Origin of the sequence: Paenibacillus sp. FSL H7-0357 (assembly GCF_000758525.1) — a bacterium.
Classification (GTDB): Bacteria; Bacillota; Bacilli; order Paenibacillales; family Paenibacillaceae; genus Paenibacillus_AQ.
Window position 1 is genome coordinate 4,838,677 of the sequence record NZ_CP009241.1, and the last position, 21,387, is coordinate 4,860,063.

Annotated in this window: 20 protein-coding genes and 3 pseudogenes; 2 read left to right on the plus strand and 21 right to left on the minus strand. The window is 36.8% G+C overall.

What is annotated here, in order from left to right:
* Positions 1–86: 86 nt before the first annotated feature.
* From H70357_RS21115 to H70357_RS21135, 6 genes and pseudogenes are all read right to left on the minus strand, one after another.
* Positions 87–776, minus strand: a complete 690-nt coding sequence (locus H70357_RS21115; RefSeq protein ID WP_038593712.1) for an HAD family hydrolase — start codon at positions 774–776, stop codon at positions 87–89.
* A gap of 258 nt (positions 777–1,034) precedes the next feature.
* Entirely contained in the window at positions 1,035–1,373 is a 339-nt protein-coding gene (locus H70357_RS35980; RefSeq protein WP_156130915.1) for a hypothetical protein, read from the minus strand.
* Positions 1,374–1,550: 177 nt separating this feature from the next.
* A pseudogene (locus H70357_RS35420) lies at positions 1,551–1,715 on the minus strand (DUF255 domain-containing protein); the annotation flags it as partial.
* A 725-nt stretch (positions 1,716–2,440) separates the two neighbouring features.
* Positions 2,441–3,088: a hypothetical protein gene (locus H70357_RS21125; RefSeq protein WP_038593718.1), complete on the minus strand. Its 648-nt coding sequence runs from the start codon at positions 3,086–3,088 to the stop codon at positions 2,441–2,443.
* A gap of 550 nt (positions 3,089–3,638) precedes the next feature.
* Positions 3,639–3,956: a hypothetical protein gene (locus tag H70357_RS21130; protein ID WP_038593721.1), complete on the minus strand. Its 318-nt coding sequence runs from the start codon at positions 3,954–3,956 to the stop codon at positions 3,639–3,641.
* Positions 3,953–4,282 carry a DUF6809 family protein gene (locus H70357_RS21135; protein WP_052092161.1) on the minus strand — a complete coding sequence of 110 codons (330 nt, stop codon included), beginning with the start codon at positions 4,280–4,282 and terminating at the stop codon, positions 3,953–3,955. The genes H70357_RS21130 and H70357_RS21135 overlap by 4 nt, the downstream gene beginning before the upstream one ends.
* Positions 4,283–4,388: 106 nt before the next feature.
* Between H70357_RS21135 and H70357_RS21140 the strand changes: the two genes are divergently transcribed.
* Both H70357_RS21140 and H70357_RS21145 read left to right on the plus strand, forming a co-directional pair.
* On the plus strand, positions 4,389–4,607 hold the full coding sequence (locus H70357_RS21140) for a helix-turn-helix domain-containing protein (protein WP_038593724.1): 219 nt from the start codon (positions 4,389–4,391) through the stop codon (positions 4,605–4,607).
* Positions 4,608–4,662: 55 nt separating this feature from the next.
* Positions 4,663–4,896: pseudogene (locus H70357_RS21145) on the plus strand (helix-turn-helix domain-containing protein); the annotation flags it as partial.
* Between the two features lie 107 nt (positions 4,897–5,003).
* Here the strand turns inward: H70357_RS21145 and H70357_RS21150 are convergent.
* The 15 genes and pseudogenes from H70357_RS21150 to H70357_RS21215 form a co-directional block, all read right to left on the minus strand.
* A complete protein-coding gene (locus H70357_RS21150; protein ID WP_038593731.1) occupies positions 5,004–5,648 on the minus strand; it encodes a hypothetical protein in 645 nt (214 codons plus the stop codon).
* 35 nt (positions 5,649–5,683) lie between these two features.
* Entirely contained in the window at positions 5,684–6,370 is a 687-nt protein-coding gene (locus tag H70357_RS21155; protein ID WP_038593734.1) for a hypothetical protein, read from the minus strand.
* 104 nt (positions 6,371–6,474) lie between these two features.
* Positions 6,475–7,032 carry a DUF4240 domain-containing protein gene (locus H70357_RS21160; protein WP_038593738.1) on the minus strand — a complete coding sequence of 186 codons (558 nt, stop codon included), beginning with the start codon at positions 7,030–7,032 and terminating at the stop codon, positions 6,475–6,477.
* A gap of 36 nt (positions 7,033–7,068) precedes the next feature.
* Positions 7,069–7,539, minus strand: coding sequence for a hypothetical protein (locus H70357_RS21165; protein ID WP_038593741.1), 471 nt, complete (start codon positions 7,537–7,539; stop codon positions 7,069–7,071).
* Between the two features lie 145 nt (positions 7,540–7,684).
* Complete coding sequence (locus tag H70357_RS21170; RefSeq protein WP_038593744.1) at positions 7,685–8,545, minus strand: P-loop NTPase family protein; 861 nt, start codon at positions 8,543–8,545, stop codon at positions 7,685–7,687.
* A gap of 431 nt (positions 8,546–8,976) precedes the next feature.
* The gene (locus H70357_RS21175) at positions 8,977–10,758 is read right to left on the minus strand and encodes an HNH endonuclease (protein WP_038593747.1); all 1,782 of its coding nucleotides are present in this window, start codon (positions 10,756–10,758) and stop codon (positions 8,977–8,979) included.
* A 224-nt stretch (positions 10,759–10,982) separates the two neighbouring features.
* Positions 10,983–11,102 (minus strand): annotated as a pseudogene (locus H70357_RS37175) (DUF255 domain-containing protein); the annotation flags it as partial.
* Positions 11,103–11,460: 358 nt separating this feature from the next.
* The gene (locus H70357_RS21180) at positions 11,461–12,366 is read right to left on the minus strand and encodes an RNA-binding domain-containing protein (RefSeq protein ID WP_038593750.1); all 906 of its coding nucleotides are present in this window, start codon (positions 12,364–12,366) and stop codon (positions 11,461–11,463) included.
* Positions 12,359–15,466, minus strand: a complete 3,108-nt coding sequence (locus tag H70357_RS36715) for an ATP-binding protein (RefSeq protein ID WP_038593753.1) — start codon at positions 15,464–15,466, stop codon at positions 12,359–12,361. Before H70357_RS36715 ends, H70357_RS21180 begins: the two co-directional genes overlap by 8 nt.
* A gap of 525 nt (positions 15,467–15,991) precedes the next feature.
* Entirely contained in the window at positions 15,992–17,824 is a 1,833-nt protein-coding gene (locus H70357_RS21190; RefSeq protein ID WP_038593756.1) for a recombinase family protein, read from the minus strand.
* A gap of 13 nt (positions 17,825–17,837) precedes the next feature.
* Complete coding sequence (locus tag H70357_RS21195; RefSeq protein ID WP_038593759.1) at positions 17,838–18,407, minus strand: hypothetical protein; 570 nt, start codon at positions 18,405–18,407, stop codon at positions 17,838–17,840.
* A gap of 196 nt (positions 18,408–18,603) precedes the next feature.
* Positions 18,604–18,930 carry a hypothetical protein gene (locus H70357_RS21200; RefSeq protein ID WP_052092162.1) on the minus strand — a complete coding sequence of 109 codons (327 nt, stop codon included), beginning with the start codon at positions 18,928–18,930 and terminating at the stop codon, positions 18,604–18,606.
* A 165-nt stretch (positions 18,931–19,095) separates the two neighbouring features.
* The gene (locus H70357_RS21205; RefSeq protein ID WP_038593762.1) at positions 19,096–19,353 is read right to left on the minus strand and encodes a hypothetical protein; all 258 of its coding nucleotides are present in this window, start codon (positions 19,351–19,353) and stop codon (positions 19,096–19,098) included.
* A gap of 75 nt (positions 19,354–19,428) precedes the next feature.
* Complete coding sequence (locus tag H70357_RS21210; protein WP_038593766.1) at positions 19,429–19,977, minus strand: site-specific integrase; 549 nt, start codon at positions 19,975–19,977, stop codon at positions 19,429–19,431.
* 281 nt (positions 19,978–20,258) lie between these two features.
* Positions 20,259–21,200, minus strand: coding sequence for a hypothetical protein (locus H70357_RS21215; RefSeq protein ID WP_038593769.1), 942 nt, complete (start codon positions 21,198–21,200; stop codon positions 20,259–20,261).
* Between the last annotated feature and the right edge of the window lie 187 nt (positions 21,201–21,387).

The following is a 21,387-nucleotide window of genomic DNA, read 5'->3' on the forward strand; positions in this document are numbered from 1 at the left end:
TCAAATGACTTAAGGGGCGCTAGCCCCGGGTCCGACGGACTTAGCCAGTGCAGGGTTGTCTGCTGATTACGCTTCCTCAATTTCACTTACAAATAATTCAATAATTCATTTAGATTTCTTATACTTATTTGTTGGTTCCATTCATTATTTTGATCTTCTTTATCTATTAGAATTGATTTAATCCCTGTTAGATTTGCTCCCGTTACATCTTTTTCTTCATTACCAACAAACATCATTTGATCACTTGAGACCTTTAGTTGTTTACATAATGCTACAAATCCTTCAGGTCGCGGTTTTCTATATCCAACATCAACTGATGTCAGTAATACGTCTACATATTTTTTAATTGGCTCTATATCCCTTAAAACTAACGATTTACTCATACCGTATGGCACATCAGTAAGGATGCCAATTCTAATGTCTTTTCGTTTTAATTCCTTGAGTAGTGTTATTGCCTCTGGGTAAACCATCGAACGCTGCTGAAAAAAACCAAAAAATGTATTTATCACTTGATTGGTATATTCATCACTCAATCCCCACACTGTCAATATCTCATCAAAGATCTCAATATCATTCACTTCATGTTCTCTAGGGTTTATTCTGGTGTTGTATCGAGATAATACGATCTCTGCATTATGAATGATCTCATTACTAAATTGTAAGTTTAGATCTTGTGCTATCTTAATTAATGCACTTCTATAAAGGTTCCTCCAATTTAGAGGTACATTATCATAATAGATCAAAGTATCCCCAAGATCGAAACCTACAGCTTTCACTGAATTACCCCCAATCTCTATAATCACTTGCGGCTATTTCTGATAACGTTCTTGTTCACCACGCCCCACCACCTTAAGGCACCAAAGGTGCCGGCCGCGATGCGGTTAGGTGGTGCGGGTGTGTCCGGCTGAATAAACTTCTCTGCTACTGAAATTACCTCTCCGAATCCACTTCTAACCCCGGTCCGGACCGAGGGGCAAATGGCCCGATGCGTGAATATGGTGTTATCCGATGCCACCTCTTCTTCGAAAATCAGACTAGGATGTATAGAATCTATAATCTTGTATTTTTTCATCAAATTCAAAAGATCCTGTGGAAGGATAATCATTACCTACTATTGTGAAGAATTTAACTATTTCATTTAGGTCGATATAATACAATTTTTCATTTCGCATTCTATCGGAACAAAAGAAAAATCCATCAATTACTTCTGTAGTTTCTTCAGTTGAGATAAGAAATATATAGCTATGTATTATTTGATTATATAATTTATCTGCTCCCATTTTTTCCTCTAATGGACTTTCAAATTCAAATAATTCATCAATTTGATGCCAGTTTAATCTTGTTACATTTTTAATATTTTTTTGTGTCCTCACATCCAATTGATATCTTAAGGGGCGTTAGCCCCGGGTCCGACGGACTATGTTCTTATTATACTATGAAATGGAAAAATACGAATAATAAAACAAAAAACCTTCGCCAATTCCAATGGCGAAGGCATCTTAAAATTGATTCACACGAACATCTCAACAATGACAGGTACGTATGAATCAACAACTAGCTATACCCAATAGATAAGAAGACAGCTTGTTGTCACGCTTGGCGATTTCAAAAGCTTCTTCCGACCAAGGGAACCAGTTCACCGGGTTGTGTGCATGCTGCAGCAGATACGGCGACTTCTCCTTGATTAATATATTGGGTACTTTTTGAGTTGTCATGGGGCATCACCTCGTTTCAGATGGGTTTGGGTAAAGTATTTCTTAGGGTTAGTTTACCCAAAATGGTGGGGGAAGGCGCAAGGGAACAAAACCTCCCTGCTGAGTGACTATCTTTATGGCCAGCGATAATTTATCTGCTGACTTCTCTTCTTTCACCAAGTATCCGCCACAAGCTAAGTAGATAAACTCCGGGGATTCTTAAAATGTCACGATGAAGGCAAAACCCCGGCGTGTTCATCCCTCACCCGTTATGCTAAGAGAGGATTTCCCTCGCACATACCTACTTCACTTATAGGGCATTTCCAACGTGAACCGGTTGCTGGAAGTGATGGAAAAGCTGGAAAAAAACCGGATGTGCGGCTTGTTAAATTACCAGCTTGCAGGATGGTGACCTCTGGATTGGAGCAAGGGGATACTCACGAGAAATTCGATAAGATATGGGGACGGCTTTTCATTTGATGAACGGCCCGGGCATGCTGTGACGTTTCAGGTTACTGTCCCACATACATACGAACGCTTGGGCTACCGGCAGGTAGAGTATTTTTCCCGGTTAAGATTCGGGAGGGGTGGCGGAGGGAGCTTGTGCGAAGGAGCAGTGAAATCGGCTGATTTTCTCCACATAGCGGATCTCAGTCTGGTACCGCTCCTCCGTCATGTAACAATAGTTTGAATACGCGCCTCAATTTTATTGCACAGTCTTATGTGATTTCGTATGCTGAAATTGCTTATAAAATAAATATAATTACCATCATCATATATGAATATCGGATATTCTTTTTTAACAATATGTATACAATGCCATATAGAATGGACATGAAGAAAGCATAAACACCTGTTAGACTTCCTTGGAGCAAAATGTGTATGAGTCCCCATGTGAGCGCAAGAAAAATCCCTCCATAAGGCAGACCGCCTCTTTTCATGAGCGTTTCACCGAATTTTTGTCCAAAAACAATCGTTAGCAGAATCAAGGCAGCTTCAAACAAGTAATAGATATTTTGAAAAATGAATTTAACGATACCATTGTATTCTTGAACTGGCTTAAAGCCACCCCATGCAATAGTGGTAACTGTAATTGCTATAACAGAAATCACAACCGCAAGTAACCATCCCTTGGAGTCTGGCGCTTCGTTTAACTTCATAATATCAAAGGAATATTTTTTCTTTGAAAGCCTTATCAAAAATAGTGCCATACTCCCCCACAAAATGCATGTAAGCACCCAGTGTATACAATGATCGATGAGGGTATATTCAGAACCTCCAACACCGAATATAAAAGGCAATAGCATTGACAGTACAATTTCAAGACCGAATCCTGCAAAAGCATATAAACCTAATCCAAGATAATCGCTTGCTCCAATTTTGTTTTCTCCCATAACCTGAATCCTCCTGCTAACATAAATTTGCCACTCTTCGCAGAATACTCCAAGATAGTTGATAAAAGCATTTTCCTCCCGATGTAGAAGGTTCGACACCAGCTTTTTTTACTCCTTCTTTTCTGTCCCCATTTCTTTACTAAATCTATCAGAATAAAGATTTACTATGAAATGAAAGAATATTACGATGCTAATTCTATACTTCCGAACAAAAAAGCTCCCACCAAAAGTACAGACACACCGTAGCAATCTTCATTTATAACAAACTGTCAACTCCACCTGATTCCCACTTATACACAATCTACGCCACCAACTTCTTCATTGCCCTATTCTTCACTTTACTCGTTACAGCGGCGTCCCATAATTCCCTAAACTGACCAAGCCGCTCATATATCTACTCCTCAGTCGGATAATTCTATCATCTATTACAACCTTACTCTAATATTTCAAGCACTTTCCTGAAATGCATTAAACTTGGTTTGGTCAAAAAAACCGAAGCGAAATTCATCTCACCCCGGTTCTCTTTAAAAATAGTATTCATCTCTAACTGTCACTTTGATTCATTACCTCCACTATTTGCCGAATCCCCGTTATTGCTCCAATCAAGTTCGCACTTATGTCTTATAACCTCCCTCTCCTCCTTCTTCAAATGCTTCAGTGAATTCTCAAAAGAATATGGAAACTTCGCCCTAAGTCCCAATAGCTTCTCAATCTCACCCATAGCAATAGCTTGCTTAATTGCGGGTACCCACTTCCCTTGATTATCGCCCCAATTTTCTGCCATAAGCAGTTCATCAATCAACAAGTGCTGTTTTGAACTAAATTTATTTGTTTTCCGTTCTACTTTACTCGATTCCTGCTCTCTCATGACTCTCTCCCATCCAACTTAATTTTTCCAAGGTACCCTTCCTCCGTATGTATAAGTTCTTCCTTGTGTCCTAATACTTCTATTATCATCGCAGCCCACATTCTAAATCCGAGAGTGTACGCAGAAGCGGAAGAGACAGAGCTCAGCATATCATTAAGATCCATGGCCCCTTCAACCATAGTGAAGTCATCGGGAGTCAGCTTTTCTTTTAGGATTTGTAGAAGCTCTGATATTTGCTTGGAGTACAGTGCATATTTGGGATCATTAGAATGGCTTCGTTCACTTGGGCAGATTTTTCCGTAATACAAATCCTCCAACAGGCTCATCTGCCTTCCCCTCCCTAATGTTCTTTTTAACCATCTTAGCGAATTTATCGCTAAAAATCAAAAGCGAATAATTCGCTAAGATATGCTTGTTTTGGAGGTGCTTAAAATGTATCAACGTATCCGAGATTTGCGTGAAGATAAAGATTTGACTCAAACCCAAATGGCCGAATATTTGCAATGCAGCCAGCGGATATATAGTAATTATGAACGCGGTGATGTTGATATTCCCACGGCAATTCTAATCAAACTGGCGGAATTCCATCAGACGAGCACTGACTATTTGCTGAACAGGACGAACCAAAAAGCTTCTTATCCAAAAAGTTGAACTAAAATAATCAGTAGGTCTCGCAGTTCTCAAAGGAAGCTATTCGCTAAACACACAGGTGATCTTGTACAAAAGAATCCGCGACTTACGCGAAGACAAAGATCTGACACAGCAACAAATGGCTGAGCTATTACATATCACTCAAGCCACCTATTCCCGCTATGAGAATGGAAATTTGGATGTCCCGAGTGCCGTTTTAATTACTCTGGCCAATTTCCATAAAGTAAGCATCGACTATATTCTGGATCAGACAGACAACCCCAAGCGTTATCCCGGCAAAAAAGAATAGTACGCAGCAAAAACAAGCTCCTGTGACAATCTACGGGAGCTTGTTTTTCAATTATCCAATAAGTATATCAGCTTGATAGGACAATCCGAAAATATTAATAAAGTAGCCTATCCCACTGCTTCCTCCATCCTCCCCAGCACCCTCAAGCCGAGAAAAATAAACCATGCAGCAAAAGCCAGTTGAGAAACAAATACCATAGCAGTTCCAACCATCCACGGATAGGCTCCGATAAGATCCAATATCCCTACCACAAATCCAAAATAAGCTGCAGGCTTGCCGAGCACACTTTTTCTTATCACGAGACACAATATGATGGTTGCCATGCTCAGTATAATCGCTACAGAGTGCATGCCTCCATAGTATATGCTGATTACCAGCTTGTAGATATCAGGTGGGAGTTCAATATTAAAGACGGGATAGACCAAACGCCCCAAGATAATGACCAGTAAGATATTAACCGGTATGATAACAGCCAAAAGACCGCACCCCAGCATTGTTTTGATCTTGTCCACCTTCACCAATATCCGGTACAATGCGACGGTTGAGGGTATTAATAATAATGTAGCAAAAAACAACAGTTCGTCTGCCATCGAGAGATTGAACCGCCATTCCTGCAGCCATGTCACCAGGACCGCATCCGAGAGCGGAGGACTAGGCATAGGCAACATAAATAGATATTGGACAAAAAAGAGAATCCCCGAAAGGATCAATGTAATACCACCAAACTTAATAAGGCCGTATTTAGGTTCCATCGTAATCCGCCTATTCTAATAAACTATCAACAGCATTACATGCTCAAGAGTTCGGTTTCATATTTTTCAAGCTTCTCCATTACACCGTCAACCCATTCCCGGTCATCCCACAATTTAGGATTATCAAGCTTCCTTACCGCTGGGTGGCCTGTTGCCATCGTATCTACACCATCTTTGTTTCCAAAGTACAAATCCACTATTATTAATGACTTGTTAACAGATTGAACTAACAGCTTGCAGCTCATTCCAGAACCCTGGTTTGAAAAGGGTAACTCTAAATAGTAAAGATTGTTATCCAGCCTCTTGAGCTCTGCTTTCTTAAACTCATTGTCCAGGCCGAATATTATACCATTACCACCTTTCGAATCCTGCAGTTGTTCTAACTCCAACATTTTATTAGTGAACTGAAGGAGATTTTTATTAGCGATGTAGTTTTTAAAAGATACGGTTTCCTGTTCTGCAACAGCTCCGGTATAAAGATTTATGAATGCTTTTCCGAAGGCCTCCATAAAAGTATAATCATCTTCACTAATCTGACCTGCTTGGATTGAAAACTCTTGATTAGCCAGATCACTTAATATCTCTGCTGCAGATTTCTCTAGCGATTCAACAGAAGCTTCTATATAGGATATAGATTCCTTTGTTGGATGATTTTCCTTCTGTGAACAACCCGCAAGGATCACAAATACCAATACAGCAATACCTAACGTAAATTTTTCCATAGCACCACCTTTTAATAAATCATACAGTTACCTCAGTCCACGAATTTCAAGACCCCTTACATTCCGGGAGGACCGCGGCGGTTTGTCCGCCATCAAAACATTCCTTAGGTCAGTGGGTTCTCTCCAAATCTTTCCCATAATAATGGGTACATTTCTTCCAGGTCTTCTTCCTCCCAATCATTTTCAATCTCTGTTACTTCAAAATTGTAGCCTCGAGCTTCCAGCTCATTATAGAATTCAGTGTTTATATCATCGTTGTACTCGAACATACCGGTTTTTTGATAAATGTACGCGTCTGAAGCAACTGACAGCATCTCTTCCAGTTGGGGTGCAAAAACATCCTCTTGCAAATTTTCTTCAGATAAATATTCTGCCAGAAATTCAGGATTCTTTATTACCTGATTGAAAACTTCTTCTCCGCGGGAGATTAGCCAACCCCTAAAGCAATCAAATCCATCATCTGAACATCCTCCCATTACTACAAACGCTGCCCCCCATAATGAAGAAGTATAGGATTGTTCCATCTTATTCCTAAATTCTATTTCAAATTGAAGGATCTCTTCTTTACTGGACTTTGTTAATTCTTTGGTTAACCATTCAATTTGTTCTTCACCATACTTTTTTGAGTTGTTTATCATTTCCCAGAATAAATCAGTCGTCATTGCAGAGAACCTCCGTTATTATATTTTTTATTGGGATTACTTAACTTCATATTCATTTAATTTGGATTCAATATATTCCCAAGCACTATTTAGATCTTTAAACACCCATCCAATTTCTTCAATTGTTTTATTGCTTTCTAAGCCAACTATTAGAGTTCTAATAGCCTCTTCTGATCTGTGCCCTACAATTAATGCTACTGGAAACGGTGTGTCTAAATATTTTTCTTCTCCAACAAAAAAGATGCTTTCAATTCGATCCCCCCACTCATATGATAGATCGCTTAAGTCAATTATTAGTCCCCCAGGTTCCCAAGCTTCTAAAACGGCTTTACCAATTGCGCTCATATAAGTTGCATCCGAGTTCCCAGCTGATCCATATCCATAATCCCCGATAAATTTTAAAATCATGATTTCGAGATAATCTACTACTCTTGATGTGCCAGTATGTACTTCATATTGGATATTGCTCAGATCCTCTAGTTTCAATTGCTTTGTAAATATGTTCATATGTTCCTCCGATTTGAGACTCGTGAATATTAATACAAAGCTTGTTGCAGCAGATACGGTGATTTCCCCTCGACTAACCAATAGGATACTTTTTGAATTGTCATGGGGCATTACCTCTTTTCGGTACGATTTGGGGAAAGAGGTTTCATTTTACCTTACTGTAAACCATAGAATTCAATGTCTCTTTAGTTATCGGATCTATGTTAATTATATGTTTCTCAATATCCAATAAACTAAATACCTTCTCTTCAATGTCAGCCCTTTTATAAAAGTATTCCATTAAATCTTCCCTGTTTCCGACTTCATTCTTCTCCCCATAGCTAGAATTCTTTACATATTCAATCATCCAATCAATCCAATCAGGATATAAATCATAATTATCTGATAAGCGTTCAGATGCAACTTTATCTATAATTCCTTTAGTATTATCAGTGCGCAAATGAAACAATATGGGGTTCAATGGTTTTAAAATATTTGTCATTTTCGCTATACATGCTGAAATATATGTTTCTGATAAGTTACTGAAACGCAATAATTCATTTATAATGTGCTGAAATAAAACACTTTCAAAAATAAAAACAATATCATCCTGTAATGCTTTCTCAACAAAATCATTAAATTTCATAAACATTATTCTTACAAAAGTATCACTATTCAATCTTCCTTCATATGCCTGATAAGACTTTAGTTTGTCTAATAATTCATTACAATCATCACTAATGTCCGGGTAATAAATTTGATAGTATTCATCATCAATTTTCTCAACTAAACTTTCAATCAAGCTGGATTGTTCAGGATACTGAATAGTTAGATTCTTATATTCTTCTTCATTTAATAAAGCTAAAAATCTAAGGTCACAGGGATTTCTTTGAGCATAGTCCATGTCCACTTCAAGATAGACTCTCGAGTTGAAACCTTGCTCCCTCAATTTTTCATTTAGCTTCCATGCAGTTGTTGATTTCCCACAACCATGTAATCCTTCAACGTTAATGAACTTTGTTTTCATTTCATACCTCTTTCGTTAAAAAATAGTCCCCAACTTCACACCAGTTGTTAACTCGCACAAAACCTTATTCATTGACATTGTGTGGAGCAGTAAATAGTTGTGGGATAAAAGGAAAGTTATCATTTAACCATTCAAATGTAGCGTATCCTCCATAACCTTCTGCCTTGCAAGTCCTCAATAGTTCGCTTCAATGAATTCAGCCCAATTAGAGATTATTAAGTAGTTTCCAGGCTAGATCGTGTTTAGACGCCTGCTTGAAGCTTGTTTTAATTATACTATCAAATGGAAGAATATTACGATTTCAAAATACACTTAAAAACTAAAAAGCCTCCACCTAACTCTGGAAGAAGCTTCCTTGAATAATTTAATCATTCGAACATCACATCAATGAGAGGTTCGTGTGGGTCAATAACTTGCTCTACACAATAATTCTAATTGTTATCTTTACCAATTCGCTTTATGTATTCAATAAAATAATATCTTTCCCAAATTGGTTCGAGTAGTTTAATAACTTCCTTAATGACTATTTTATTAAGATTATTTATTGCATTCTTGCATTTAAGTGCTTCAATATAGCACTTAAATAACTCACCAATTTGCCCCAAAGTTATATTTTCTTCAACAATAGTCTCTAATTTATGATTAATTAAAGCTATTGCATCCATATGATTATTTTTTTCAAGCATTGAATAATTAATTTGCTTTTTTATGTAATAGTAAGAGTAGTTTGGTAACTCTATATTCATCAGAATATACTTTATTCCTAAAAAAATAGACTTGATCTCTTCTAGAGATAAAGAAATACTTGGGTTAGTACTAAAAAACATTTGTAATGAACACATCTCAGATAACAAATCATCAGCACTGTCAATAAGTTTAAAGTCTCTTTTTATCTGAAAACTAGAATTTATTATGTAGTTGTCAATTTTAAAATCGTTACTGAATTCAAGAAAAGCCATACTTTTTTCAAACCAGCGTTTCTTTATATTGACTAGTTCATAGTAATAGACAACATAAGGAATAAACTTTTCTGTCAACCAATGAAATGTCTGTTCCGCCGTCCAAGGTTCTTCGTCCTTTATTAATCGATTATCATACCTCTTCCATTTAATCCATAAAGTTTCATCGGGATTCATATAAGATTCATAATGATAAGATTCTATGTTCTCAGGTTCTAGTCTTGTCAAGATTATACGATTTGGATAAAGCATTATAGTGCCATTTGTACGATTAAATATATGCCATTCTGAATTTCCATTTGCATAATCAAATTCCCACGAAAACTCAATCATCTTCCTCCATAAACTTCTTTTAATTTCAATAAGTTTTACTGAACATTCATATGGATCAAACTCACAAAAATTTGATACTCCCCATTTGTTTTCAATTGATTGAAATCGTTTAACAAAAACTCCTCCAAAGTCATCAATTATTTTACATAGATCTTCAACTTCTTCTTCCTTTAATGTAAAACGATTATTACCAAGTTGTATATAATACAGATTTGGAAGATTAAAATGCTTACCTACTATAAAACCTCTTTTCTCTAATTTGTAATCAGTATTCAAACCTAAAAACAGTTGTTGGGTAATTTGCTTATGTGAAAGTGTGATCATACAATCACTAACAAAGACACTTCTGAATTCAAAACAACAACTACCACACTGCTCATAAATCCTAGGTAAAAATGCCATAAGACTTACCGAAGGCAGACTTCTTGAAAAATGCTCAGATGTAACTTCTCTTTTATTCTCAAAAGGACCAAATTGTTCAGGTAATAATTCTACTATTTTTGAAAACTCTATCCTTGGGTTATTTGAACTACTAATGTAAGCGCTTATTGCCGCAAGATATCTTTCGAAATCTTTAAAATTCCTCAACTCTTGGATTCTTTTTATTATTTCCGAGGCTTTTTCTTTTGCCCGATTTATTAAAAAAATTGCGTGTGGTACTTTGTATAATTTGTTGCTTTTTAATAAATTTATCTTCCAGGTTGCAGGAACCAAATTATACAAATGATTTATGTCTACATCATGACCAAGTACTCTCTTATATTCATTTAGTTCGTCTAATTTACCTTCATAAGATTGCGGAACTATATGATCTATTGTTGCATTAAACATATTCAATGATTTTTCAGTATAATAGCATTGAAAACCATGTGCTTCCAAAATTGCATAACGAACAATAGGATCTTTAGGATTAACCTCCATTCATAAAGCCCCCATTTCATTAGAAATATTTTTGTTTCCTGCAAGCGAATTTTATTTGCGGCTGATTCTGATTTCTTCTAAAATAGATATAGAATTAGTAGAAGGTCGCTCTACATTATGTAACTTTATTATAAACTAAAAACTAACCACCTATTGAAAAATAAGTGGTTACGTTTTATTGGTGAATTTTTTTATTATCTAGAATTTTTGCGCACTAAAGCTATCTTGACTTTGTCAAAAGCTTCTTCCGACCAAGGAAACCAGTCAACTGGATTGTGTGCCTGTTTCAGCAATTACAGCGACTTTTCCTTGGCTAATCTATTGGGTACTTTCTGAGTTGTCATGGGGCATCACCTCGTTTCGTGTTGAATTTGGGTAAAGTATTGCTTAGGGGTAGTTTACCCAAAAAGGTGGGGGAAGGCGCAGTGAAAACAATTGAAGTATTTGCTCATGATAGTCATTAACACCACCATTTAATATACCCATAAGTAACTACAATCTTTAAAAAGTTTCTTTTGTCAGTATTCGAACACTTTCCAAATCAGAAAAATACCTTGTAATCGCCATTTCCAGGCATGCTTGTCTGTTTTCTGGGGTTCTTTGATTTATAAAACTTTTATTATAGTAGGATGCCATATCATGTATTGTTCCAAATATCATAGAGCAAGCTTCACTCCAACCCTTCATATTATCTAATATAAATCAATGAATTTTGACACAAATATGATACAAGATAACCGTTCTACTCGAACGATTATGATTGGTCTTCATTATTCTTAATTCTGAATACCCATATTCATCATCGATACTTGTATCTGATGAGAGCAAAGGTGCAGGATAGCTGTGATTCGTCACATGCGCAGAATATCTTTCCCAAAACGAATTGAAGTCTGCGATTTTGACGTAAGATAGGCATACATTGAATTTATTACCTGAAGTATCGTATGAAAAAATCTTATCCAAATGCTCGTTAATGTAGTTTGTACTTAAAGAACTAAGATTCATTGCTTCAATAACAGTAAACGGTAATCTGTCTTTTGACACGAATATATCAAGTTCACCAGAACCTTTGCCTGACGAAGAACTTCCTCGTCTAGTTTGGTCTTTTATGTTATAACCGATGGCTGCAAGCATGTCACCAATATAATCATTACGCTCGTCTTCACTTGCATTAGAATAATAATTTCTTGCTTGTAAAGTTAAACAAGCTACAATTAAATTTTTGATAAAACCTTCTTGCGAATCGAGATCTCTTGTAAAATTCATAGAAAGAGCTTTGGGGCTATTCTTCAACTTTATTACAAATACATTTCTCCCATTAACATCTATGTTATCGTACTCAACCTCAAGTTCAACGGATATAAGGCTCAATGCAGTAGAGATAGGTTCTTTAGCACTGTCTTTAACCGTGAGGCTTAACCCAACAACCGCGTAATTGTTGATAAGCTTAGATACACCCATCACGATATACCCATATTCTTCGGAGTTGTCTAATGCACGCAACATAAGCAAAGCCAATTCATACGGCTTTAATTCCATCCCTACACCGACTAGGTTCTTAAAAGATGTTGAACCTAACAACGTACTGATTGTATGTCTATCAATCATTATTCTTTAAACTCCTCAATGGAATTTTGTTTACCCCCGTCAATTTCAGTATTCTGCCAAGAGTAATTTTTTTGGGGATTGGATCAACTTCATTCTCCACCCATAGTTCACAATCTTTATCGAAATCCAGCAGATCTATTTCAGTATCGTAGTACAAAATTATTTGTTCAAAATCCGAAGGTCTAGCAATAATATAAATTTCTCGCCCTAATTTACGAACTCTAAAAATCGTATTTGCTGTATTTTCTATAAGCTGAAGATTGTCTTTGTCAAACTCGTAATCATCATGTTCATATAAGAAGTTTACAATATTCGTTCTTGAGCGATTTAGAATATTTTTAACGTAACTAAAGAGCTCAGCACTATTTGTAGATTGATGAATCTGGGCAGAGCCAAAGACGTTCTTTGACAGAGCCTTACGAAGTTCTTCTTCTGATGATATACCCCACTGAGCAAGAAGTTCTTTTGAAATGCTAATAGCTTCGCTCCCCGCAGATGATTGAGTTGCAAGTATATTCGCCAATTCATTTATATCAGCTACATTATATCTTTTTAAAACTTCATCATACTGTTCTGACTTTGCCATACTTTCAGCAATTTCTTCATCGTCATAGAACCAATGAAGATTTTCTATAAGTTCTTTAAAACACTTACTTACTCTACTATCTTTGCGGTTATCCCTAATCCATGCGCAAGTGTTTCTAAATGTTTCTCTAAGCTCGAAATCGTTTAGTCTTATTGATTTATTGTTATTTCTAACATAGTCAGTGATTGTTGGAGCTATAGTTTCAAGCGATATAGTTCGGTTTAAGGGTAACTCAATTGCAATGCCTTCAAACAACATTTTTCCCCTTACGTCATTGCCTGAATACGTAGCCGCGTCTTTTAGAATTTCATTAAGACTTCCGTCGTCAAAAAAGATTTCACTCTTACACATAAAATCCCCAATTTGATTTGGTAATACAGCGTATCTATCAAGTAAGTTTTCATCCTCACATATTCTGAAATGGTTTGCCAATTTTGAAACCCATTCAGCTACTTCTCTGTCATTTTGAAAGTCATAATGAACAAGGACACTACTAATAGAAGCACAGTCACTTAAATCTATACAAATCTTCTCCCTCCAAAACTTCAATGCGTCGGAGAGCAGTTTATCATTAAGATAATTTACTCTGCTGTACTGATCAAAGCAATTTGGATATAGGCATTTAGCAATATCAACAAACTCATTTTGCTTTTCATTTTTTCCTGCACGAAGATTGATGATAGCTTTATAAAATTCAGGTTTTGTTTCTTGATTAATTTGGGTTTGAATAAGCTCACTAAATACATTCTTTAAGTTAAATTCTTGTAACCCTTGCAGGTAATCTTTTGAAACCCTGTTATCAAGCAATCTTTCTCTGAAATTAATACCTGCAATTAAGGCTATATCCTTGTATATTTCGCCGATATTGTTTTCAGCATATATTCTGTCCAAAGGTAAGAAATCTCCACATTGGTTAGGAAGAATGGATGGATTACGCCCTAATTCAGCAATGAACTTACTTGAATTATGATATAGAAGAATAATTAAATCGTTAAGCCATTTTATCGAATCACAGCCCAAACGAGTACTCAGGGTCACCAAATTACCGCAGTCCTCAACCTCTTTAATTAGATCAACAATGCCAAAATTGCGGCACTCCACCCACAATGAGTTGTACCAGTTTTCGATTTCATCTTTTCGGGTCATCTTCGCAGGCATCAATATATTTGACAACTCCCAAACTTTACTTCTATATTCAGGAGTTTCATCTTTCATAATCAAAATGCTTGAGGTACCCCAAACATCATAAAGAGAACAAATTTCATCCAAACTATTATGAATGAAAGTAGTTGTTTTTATATGCTCTTTGATTGGATGAATAAGAATTTCCTCAACCCAATCTGAGTCGAGCCAATTTTTTTCGGATTGTTCAGAAATCTTAACAATATTATAGAGGTCTTTGTAACCTTTCGTTGAAAAATAGTCAAGCATATCGTTATATAGGTTTATTGCTTCTATAATTCTTTTTCTGTTCTCATCTGAGTCACCACCTGAACGCTCGGAATGAATCAAGGGGATGCCGTCACGAGGCTCTGTGGGATTAAACAATGGACTATTGACAACTACCGGAAATGCAAAGTCATGAGTGCCTAATAAGGGGAAATCGCAAAAAATCCGTGGCAATTCCTTATGCAGCCCAATTAAATGTTTTTCATTTGTGCTGTTTTTTTTAATTTCTACAGCGATCGATACCTCATTATTCGCTTGCACAAAGACATACCTATTGTCGAAAGTAGTGTTTTCGCCTTTTGATGTTGAGATTTGTACCTCGGTAACATTAGCAGATTGAAGTTCTACAGATAATTCCCCCCCTCTTCGAATCACTCTTTCATAATTATCCATGCTAACGGTTATTGAACTTAACTCTGGCACAAATGCAAATACATATGGAATAGAAATTAGAAGATTTTTTAGGCCTGACTTTGCTGTTTCTATCCCTACTCTATCCAATTCGTAAACAAACTTTGTATTCATTTGACTCTCATCAACAGCACATTCTGTTCCGTTGTCCAGCATATCACAACTGTCACTTATGGCATTCATGATTGATGTTTTATCTTGTCCAGTCCTGTCTAATAACGTCTTGAAGGAACGAGGGCTTTCATTATCATCTTGTAGAAATCCATGCACCTGAACTTTCTCAGAAAGCAAATGAGTCGTCAAGAAACCCGTTCCAAATTTACCAGTAGATTTCTTTTTGTTCTCAGCGGTCAATGAGCGTTCTTTTGTTGAAACCTGCTCAATCAAAAAAACTATGTTTTCAGTCGTAAACAATCGACCATTATGGTTAAATTCAATAGTTTTATTAACTTCGCTAAATTTAATCTCGATATCAACGAATCCACTTGCATTCACGACATCCTTAGCGTTTTGAATCAACTCCCATATCCATCTATACGATGTATCTGGACCATTGCTGTCTTTAAGGGCCTTGAGCTTATCGATAATTTTTGTTGCAGATTGAGCCTCGCTTGCACCTTTACGCAATTGTTGGATTTTCTCACGAAACGTCATAAACTATCTACTCCCTTGTAATAAAATAGCCTCTCGATATTCGTCGAGACAAATGGGACAAAGCTTCCATTGATCTATCCAAACTCACATCCTCCTACTTTGCAGGAAGATTTTTATATGTCCTATTTATTTCATTCCGGAAAATCTTCTGGATGGTTTCTATCAATAAAACTTGACAATCTATCATTTATACACATGCTAAAACTACAATAAGCATAGACCATTTAGGTTTTAAATTCCAGAAATTTTTCCCATTTGCAACACAAAAAGACCTCCTCAAGTGACAGGAGCATCATTTTTAAGTAGTCCTATATATACTATTATCTATCCAACAAACGGTATCTTCATCAAATGTCTTACGCTGAATTAATTACTTTGGTTATAACAAATAGCCCGAACTCTAGAAGCTTCGGGCAAAGTAGCTATTTAAACAGGTGAATGTGGCTCCAACTCACTACTCCCTAACCAACAACACACAGCACTCAACATGTGAGGAGAAAGCAATAAGAACGAATATATCAATCTTCATTTATAACAAACCGTCAGCTCCACCCGATTCCCTTCCCTATCATACACAATCCGCTCCACTAACTTCTTCAACGCCCGATTCTTCTCTTCACTTGTCACCGCAGCGCCCCATAACTCCCTAAACTCCCCTATCCGCTCATATATCTGCTCCACAGTCGGATAATTCCCTTCATCTACTACAACCTTCCGCAAATCCTTCAACTCTTCCTCCAGCTTCTGTATCTGTCTTGAACGAACAGCCTTTCGCTCTAAAAACACTTGTTTCGTTATCATGTCCTCTTCATACGATTCATGCAGCTTGTCCAATGCCCGCTTCTGCTTCTTCAACTCCTGCGCTTTAACCTCGATGATCACTTGTGTATCATTATACCGACTGTCATGCATTTCAATCTCCCGCAAAATGTTTGGATCAACATGGATAATCCGATCATACAGCGCATTGAAAAAGTCAACATCCATTACCTTGCCACGCTGTTCACATTTGCTTCCATCTTTGTATTGGTGATAGCATAATGCACTCCAATGCTGTCCCTGCTTCTTGTTCTCACCTACTCTAAATCTCATCCGAGAACCGCATTTCTCACAATAAAGCAAGCCTGATAAAGGAAAAATGTTACGTCTTGAATTTGGATTCAACATGCGATTCTTAAGCAGCCGCTCCATAATTGCTTCATGTTCTTCCGGTGTTTTCAGCTTTTCATGTGTTCCCATGACTTTAATCCGCTCTTCCTCGGGTACAAGCTCCACCTGACCACGCTTGGAACGGGTTTTTCCATAAGTAATGTAACCCAAATGGATTTCGCTTGCCAGTAAACGTTGCACCGTAATGTTCGACCAGCCTTTGTTCTTTCCATCCGGCTTAATGTTATATGGTGTGGGTATCTTGTTATCCGTCAACCAAATGGCGATATGTCCAAGGTTTGTTCCATTAAGATATTTCTCTACAATCGCTCGGTAAATCGCACGCTTCGTCTCATCCACCAGTACCGATCTTGTGTTCTTATCGTAGTAGTAAGGAAACGGCGGCTTTCCATTGGTCCACATGCCTTTCTTCGCCCCGGCCTCTTTGCCCTGCTTCATTCTTCGCTTAATCGTTTTGTACTCTATTCGGGCAAAAATGGACATGAAGTCAAAGGATACATCGTCATTGTCTATTTCCAAATCGTATATCTTGTTCGGTGTAATGATTACCGTCTCTGAGTTCAAAAACGTATCTTTTATGAGTGCCCAATCCTTATTTTCTCCACGCCCTAAACGGTCAATATCCATGACCACTACGCCATCATAGAGCTTGTCTTCAACATGCCGAAGTAACTTCTGCATTTCCTTACGGGACTCTATCTTTTCCCCAGAGGCCACTTCTTCATATAGCCTATAGGTCCAATTTCGATTCTCGACCAAGGCCAGAAGGGTATCCCTATGCTTCGAGAGAACGTCTTCAAATTCACCATCATCACGTGATTTTCTTAAATAAACGGCTACGTGTTTAATTGTTTTGCTTTCCATAAGTTCCTCTACTCCAAACGTGTTAATATTTTGCCGCCTTCCAAATAGAATGTTGAGCATTTTTGATGACACATCATCGAATATGACAACTCTTAAATTTTGGAGGCGTAATTCATGAAGAAATGTGAATATGTAATCAAAGAAGTTAATCAGCAATCTGGCAAAGCGTTGCGGCAATTTCATGAGCATGTGATTGAGATATTGAGCCAAACGGTCCAAGCCAAGGCCGACATAGACATACCTCTCCCCAAAGTGCATCATTCTACGCAAGACAGCCAGAAAATTTAACAAAATAAAAACAAGCCGGAGTACATGACCATCCATGCTCCGGCTTGTTCTATTTCAGGTTATTTTGAATGAATTCTCGCTCCGACTTTTTCAGATACCTTAGTGAGTTCTCGAAGGAATACAAATAAATGGAGCGAAGCAACCTCAGCTTTTCTACTGAGCCAACCGCAATCACTTGCTTAATGGCCGGGATCATTTGGCTGTTCGTTACTCCGAATTTTCCCGGCTTTACAATATCTTCAATGGCAAGTGACGACTCTTCTTTGCCATCGTTTGATTCTGGCTGCAACTCTTGTATATTTGCTTCATTTAATATTACTTGCTGAAGTTTTCCATCATTTAGGTCAGCCACGATCTCTTGTTCTTTATGAATAATTGGCTTTTCCTCTAAGTTCTCATTAGCTGCCTCAGTTGGAGCTGGTTCTTCCTGAACCGAGACCTCCTCGTCCTGTTGAGCTTGTTCTTGACCTGTATCTTCATGAACTTGAATATCCTCTGCCTCAATACTTGTCTGCTCATTTTCACTTTGAAGCTGTTCTGACATCGTTTGTTCACCTTCCAGTTCAAGATGATTACTTCCACGGCTGTTTCTGCCTGAAACCCTATTCTTATTTGCCATTTCTTAACTCCTATAAATTGGTATTTTTCTTAAGTCGATCTTATCAACATGCTTGACCCTCGTACACCGTTTCTTCCGTTTAATATAGTAACTATTTTGCTATGTATCTTCATTTAAAAGGCAAAACAAAGCCCATAGTGAATTTCTACACTACAGGCTCATAAAGCTTGATTAAAATGAAGTTATCTTGCACGCTTTACGACAAGCTTCCCCAATCCCTAATGATTGTCCAAGGGTTCTTCCTTGTCCAGGTTACAATCTGCTCCGGTATAAATGGCTCTGTGATAATCTCCAGTTGGATAACTTGATCTGGACTTAAACTCAGAAAATGTGGTTTTGGCTCGCTATCCAAGTCCCACATATGATATTTGTAAAATTTGATCTTTGCTCGTTCACTAGGTGCCAAATCCAGTGGCGCACATCGTCTACTCCGTTCCTCTCCACTTCTGGTTGTAAACGTAACTCGTAGTAACCTTTTTCGCTCAATGGCATCTGCAAACATCAGCAGCATTTGTTTATCCATAATTGACACTTCCTTACACCTTATTTCCACTTTTGCGGCTTAGTTGAATCATATATCTTGTTGAGCAAAACATAACCTGAAGGAATAGCTTCACATGAAAGTGTAAAGATTCATTGAACAAAGAATTAACACTTTGACCACTTCAAGGCTATTCTTAAAAAAAAGCTATTCATCAAAATCAGTTTCCGCCCATACCTGCTCCCGACCAATCATCTGATCTCCTTTAAAATAATGTTGTCCTTCCTTTTGTAAGCGTTCTCCACATTGTTTGCAGGAAAACCGTTCTTTACCAACATACATGTTTAAACCAGATTCTTTCATTGCTCGTACAAGTTTATTCCCACAAGAACAAGTTGCAACCCATACATACTTTACTTGTCCCGGATAAATGTTCGTTCCTTTGGCATTGATGATTTGCTTCATTAGTAAAACGCCTCCTTCATATGCTACTGAAAATGAAAAAGACGTTAACCAGATGTATTACATCCGTTAACGTCTTCATAGGTTAAGATTGAAATAAACATTATCTAGCTCTTGTCGAGTGATTCCTATGTATGCCAGAGTGACACTCGGTGCTGAATGGTTGAGCAGCTTTTGAATACGAGTAATATCTACACCACTTTGGTAAGCATGAAAGGCAAACGACTTTCTCAAGGTATGTGTTCCAACGGCTTCTTTGATGCCAACACGGCTTGCCCCTTCACTCAGTATCCGGTAAGCATGTACTCGGCTAATTGGATTCCCACCTTTGCGGCTGGCAAACAGCGCTCCTGACTTATGACCTGTTGCTTTTACATATTCCTGAATTGCTTTTTTACAGGTATCTGACAAGGGAAAATCTTTTCTTTTACCTGTCTTCTGCTCTCGAAGGCTGATCCGATCTTGATTGTACACCTCTTCCACCTGAAGCTTGAGCAAATATGATATTCGCAATCCTGAGTTAATGCCAAGCACAAACAACAGATAGTCTCGGATATTCTGCCCTCGCAGATACTTCTTCAAAGCATCAATCTGTTTCTTACTACGGATAGGTTCTACAAATTCCATACCAAACACCTCTTAAACTTAATGTAACTAACTATATAATAATTATATATTGTGTTACTTTCGACGTAAACGGCAAAGCTCCATGGAGCCGAAAAGAACCCGGATGTCTTACCCCGCCTACCCTCGTGGTCATTTGGCCTATGTAACACTATTCTATTGTGTAACATTCATGTTAATTGAAAGTAACTTCATGTTGTTTAATAGAATTGCGAAAACTCCCGTGCCTTTGACTGCGGGAGTTTAAGTTATTAAAACATGCTTTAACCATTCGACAAAACTTATTAATTTATCTGATAGGCTTTTTTTGAATTTTCTCTCATTATATACTCCTTCGTTGCACTTGTTATTTGTGTATCTTTGTTAAAACCAATTATCTTATAAAAATCAATCAGACCTTTACCTTTTGTTTCCAATAAATCATTTAAAATTCTAGATCGTATTATTTTTTGTGTATTGACTCTTGTGGATAAAAATAAACTATTTGACTTATTATCATTTAACACATTTAATAATTTATTTATCGACAAATTGTCAGCGGATTGACCGTTAATACTTATCATATTGTCTGATTTTTCTATAATTTCATTTGATATTCTATAGTTGTAATATTTTTCGCAGACTTCATAAAATTTCTCATTCAATTCAATCCATTCATTAACTAATGGATCTGTATCAAATCTAATATTCCGTATCCTCTTTAATTTAATGTCAAAATCACTCCACTTCAATTTTGCAAGATGATTCTGTTCAAACAAAGCAGAATATGACAAAGAAATAATCATGGGTGTTAACAAACTATCTTCGAAAGCCCTTCTCTTGCTATATTGATAATTAAAGTCTAGTAAAAAATTCAAATCATCTTTTATTAAAAAATCTAATGGTTCTTGTTTTTTACTTTGATATTGCTTCAATTCATTTTTTATTTCAATATAATCCTGTGGCTTAATCCTTCCAACAATAAAGTAAAAATCAAGTAGATTTGTAACAGCATATCTGGCAGTAGCTGAACTTCTCAATTTGTGGTAGCTTTTTAGAGAATATTTACTAAAAAAATCTTTATAATCTTCAATAAGGACTTTACTATTAATACAATTTTGTATATAGAAATTCAAATCATCCAAATATCTTTTCTTTGTCTCATAGCTAGTAGATCGTTCTTTCATTTCAAGATAATTAATAAAATCATTAGAAACCGATTCAAATAACTTTTGTCTAAAATCCAAATCACATACCTCCGATGAAATAGTTTTTCATAGTTATTGAAGCATAACATGAATTTTTCCTATCGTATATATATGATATTGTCTGTTCTATTAATTCAACAATTGATTCACGCGAACATCCCATCAGTGACAAATACGTGTGGGTCAATGACTAGCTATACCAATGTCTTTTGAAACATAGATCTTT

Excerpts from the sequence above, each read along its gene's own strand:
- H70357_RS21170 (WP_038593744.1), bottom strand. The coding sequence starts at position 8,545 with ATGAAAACAAAGTTCATTAACGTTGAAGGATTACATGGTTGTGGGAAA.
- H70357_RS36715 (WP_038593753.1), bottom strand. The coding sequence starts at position 15,466 with ATGACGTTTCGTGAGAAAATCCAACAATTGCGTAAAGGTGCAAGCGAG.
- H70357_RS21140 (WP_038593724.1), top strand. The coding sequence starts at position 4,389 with ATGTATCAACGTATCCGAGATTTGCGTGAAGATAAAGATTTGACTCAA.
- H70357_RS21165 (WP_038593741.1), bottom strand. The coding sequence starts at position 7,539 with ATGAACATATTTACAAAGCAATTGAAACTAGAGGATCTGAGCAATATC.
- H70357_RS21130 (WP_038593721.1), bottom strand. The coding sequence starts at position 3,956 with ATGAGAGAGCAGGAATCGAGTAAAGTAGAACGGAAAACAAATAAATTT.
- H70357_RS21160 (WP_038593738.1), bottom strand. The coding sequence starts at position 7,032 with ATGACGACTGATTTATTCTGGGAAATGATAAACAACTCAAAAAAGTAT.
- H70357_RS21175 (WP_038593747.1), bottom strand. The coding sequence starts at position 10,758 with ATGGAGGTTAATCCTAAAGATCCTATTGTTCGTTATGCAATTTTGGAA.
- H70357_RS21205 (WP_038593762.1), bottom strand. The coding sequence starts at position 19,353 with ATGAAGCAAATCATCAATGCCAAAGGAACGAACATTTATCCGGGACAA.
- H70357_RS21150 (WP_038593731.1), bottom strand. The coding sequence starts at position 5,648 with ATGGAACCTAAATACGGCCTTATTAAGTTTGGTGGTATTACATTGATC.
- H70357_RS21210 (WP_038593766.1), bottom strand. The coding sequence starts at position 19,977 with ATGGAATTTGTAGAACCTATCCGTAGTAAGAAACAGATTGATGCTTTG.
- H70357_RS21195 (WP_038593759.1), bottom strand. The coding sequence starts at position 18,407 with ATGGCAAATAAGAATAGGGTTTCAGGCAGAAACAGCCGTGGAAGTAAT.
- H70357_RS21125 (WP_038593718.1), bottom strand. The coding sequence starts at position 3,088 with ATGGGAGAAAACAAAATTGGAGCAAGCGATTATCTTGGATTAGGTTTA.
- H70357_RS21190 (WP_038593756.1), bottom strand. The coding sequence starts at position 17,824 with ATGGATGGTCATGTACTCCGGCTTGTTTTTATTTTGTTAAATTTTCTG.
- H70357_RS21200 (WP_052092162.1), bottom strand. The coding sequence starts at position 18,930 with ATGGATAAACAAATGCTGCTGATGTTTGCAGATGCCATTGAGCGAAAA.
- H70357_RS21135 (WP_052092161.1), bottom strand. The coding sequence starts at position 4,282 with ATGAGCCTGTTGGAGGATTTGTATTACGGAAAAATCTGCCCAAGTGAA.
- H70357_RS21155 (WP_038593734.1), bottom strand. The coding sequence starts at position 6,370 with ATGGAAAAATTTACGTTAGGTATTGCTGTATTGGTATTTGTGATCCTT.
- H70357_RS21180 (WP_038593750.1), bottom strand. The coding sequence starts at position 12,366 with ATGATTGATAGACATACAATCAGTACGTTGTTAGGTTCAACATCTTTT.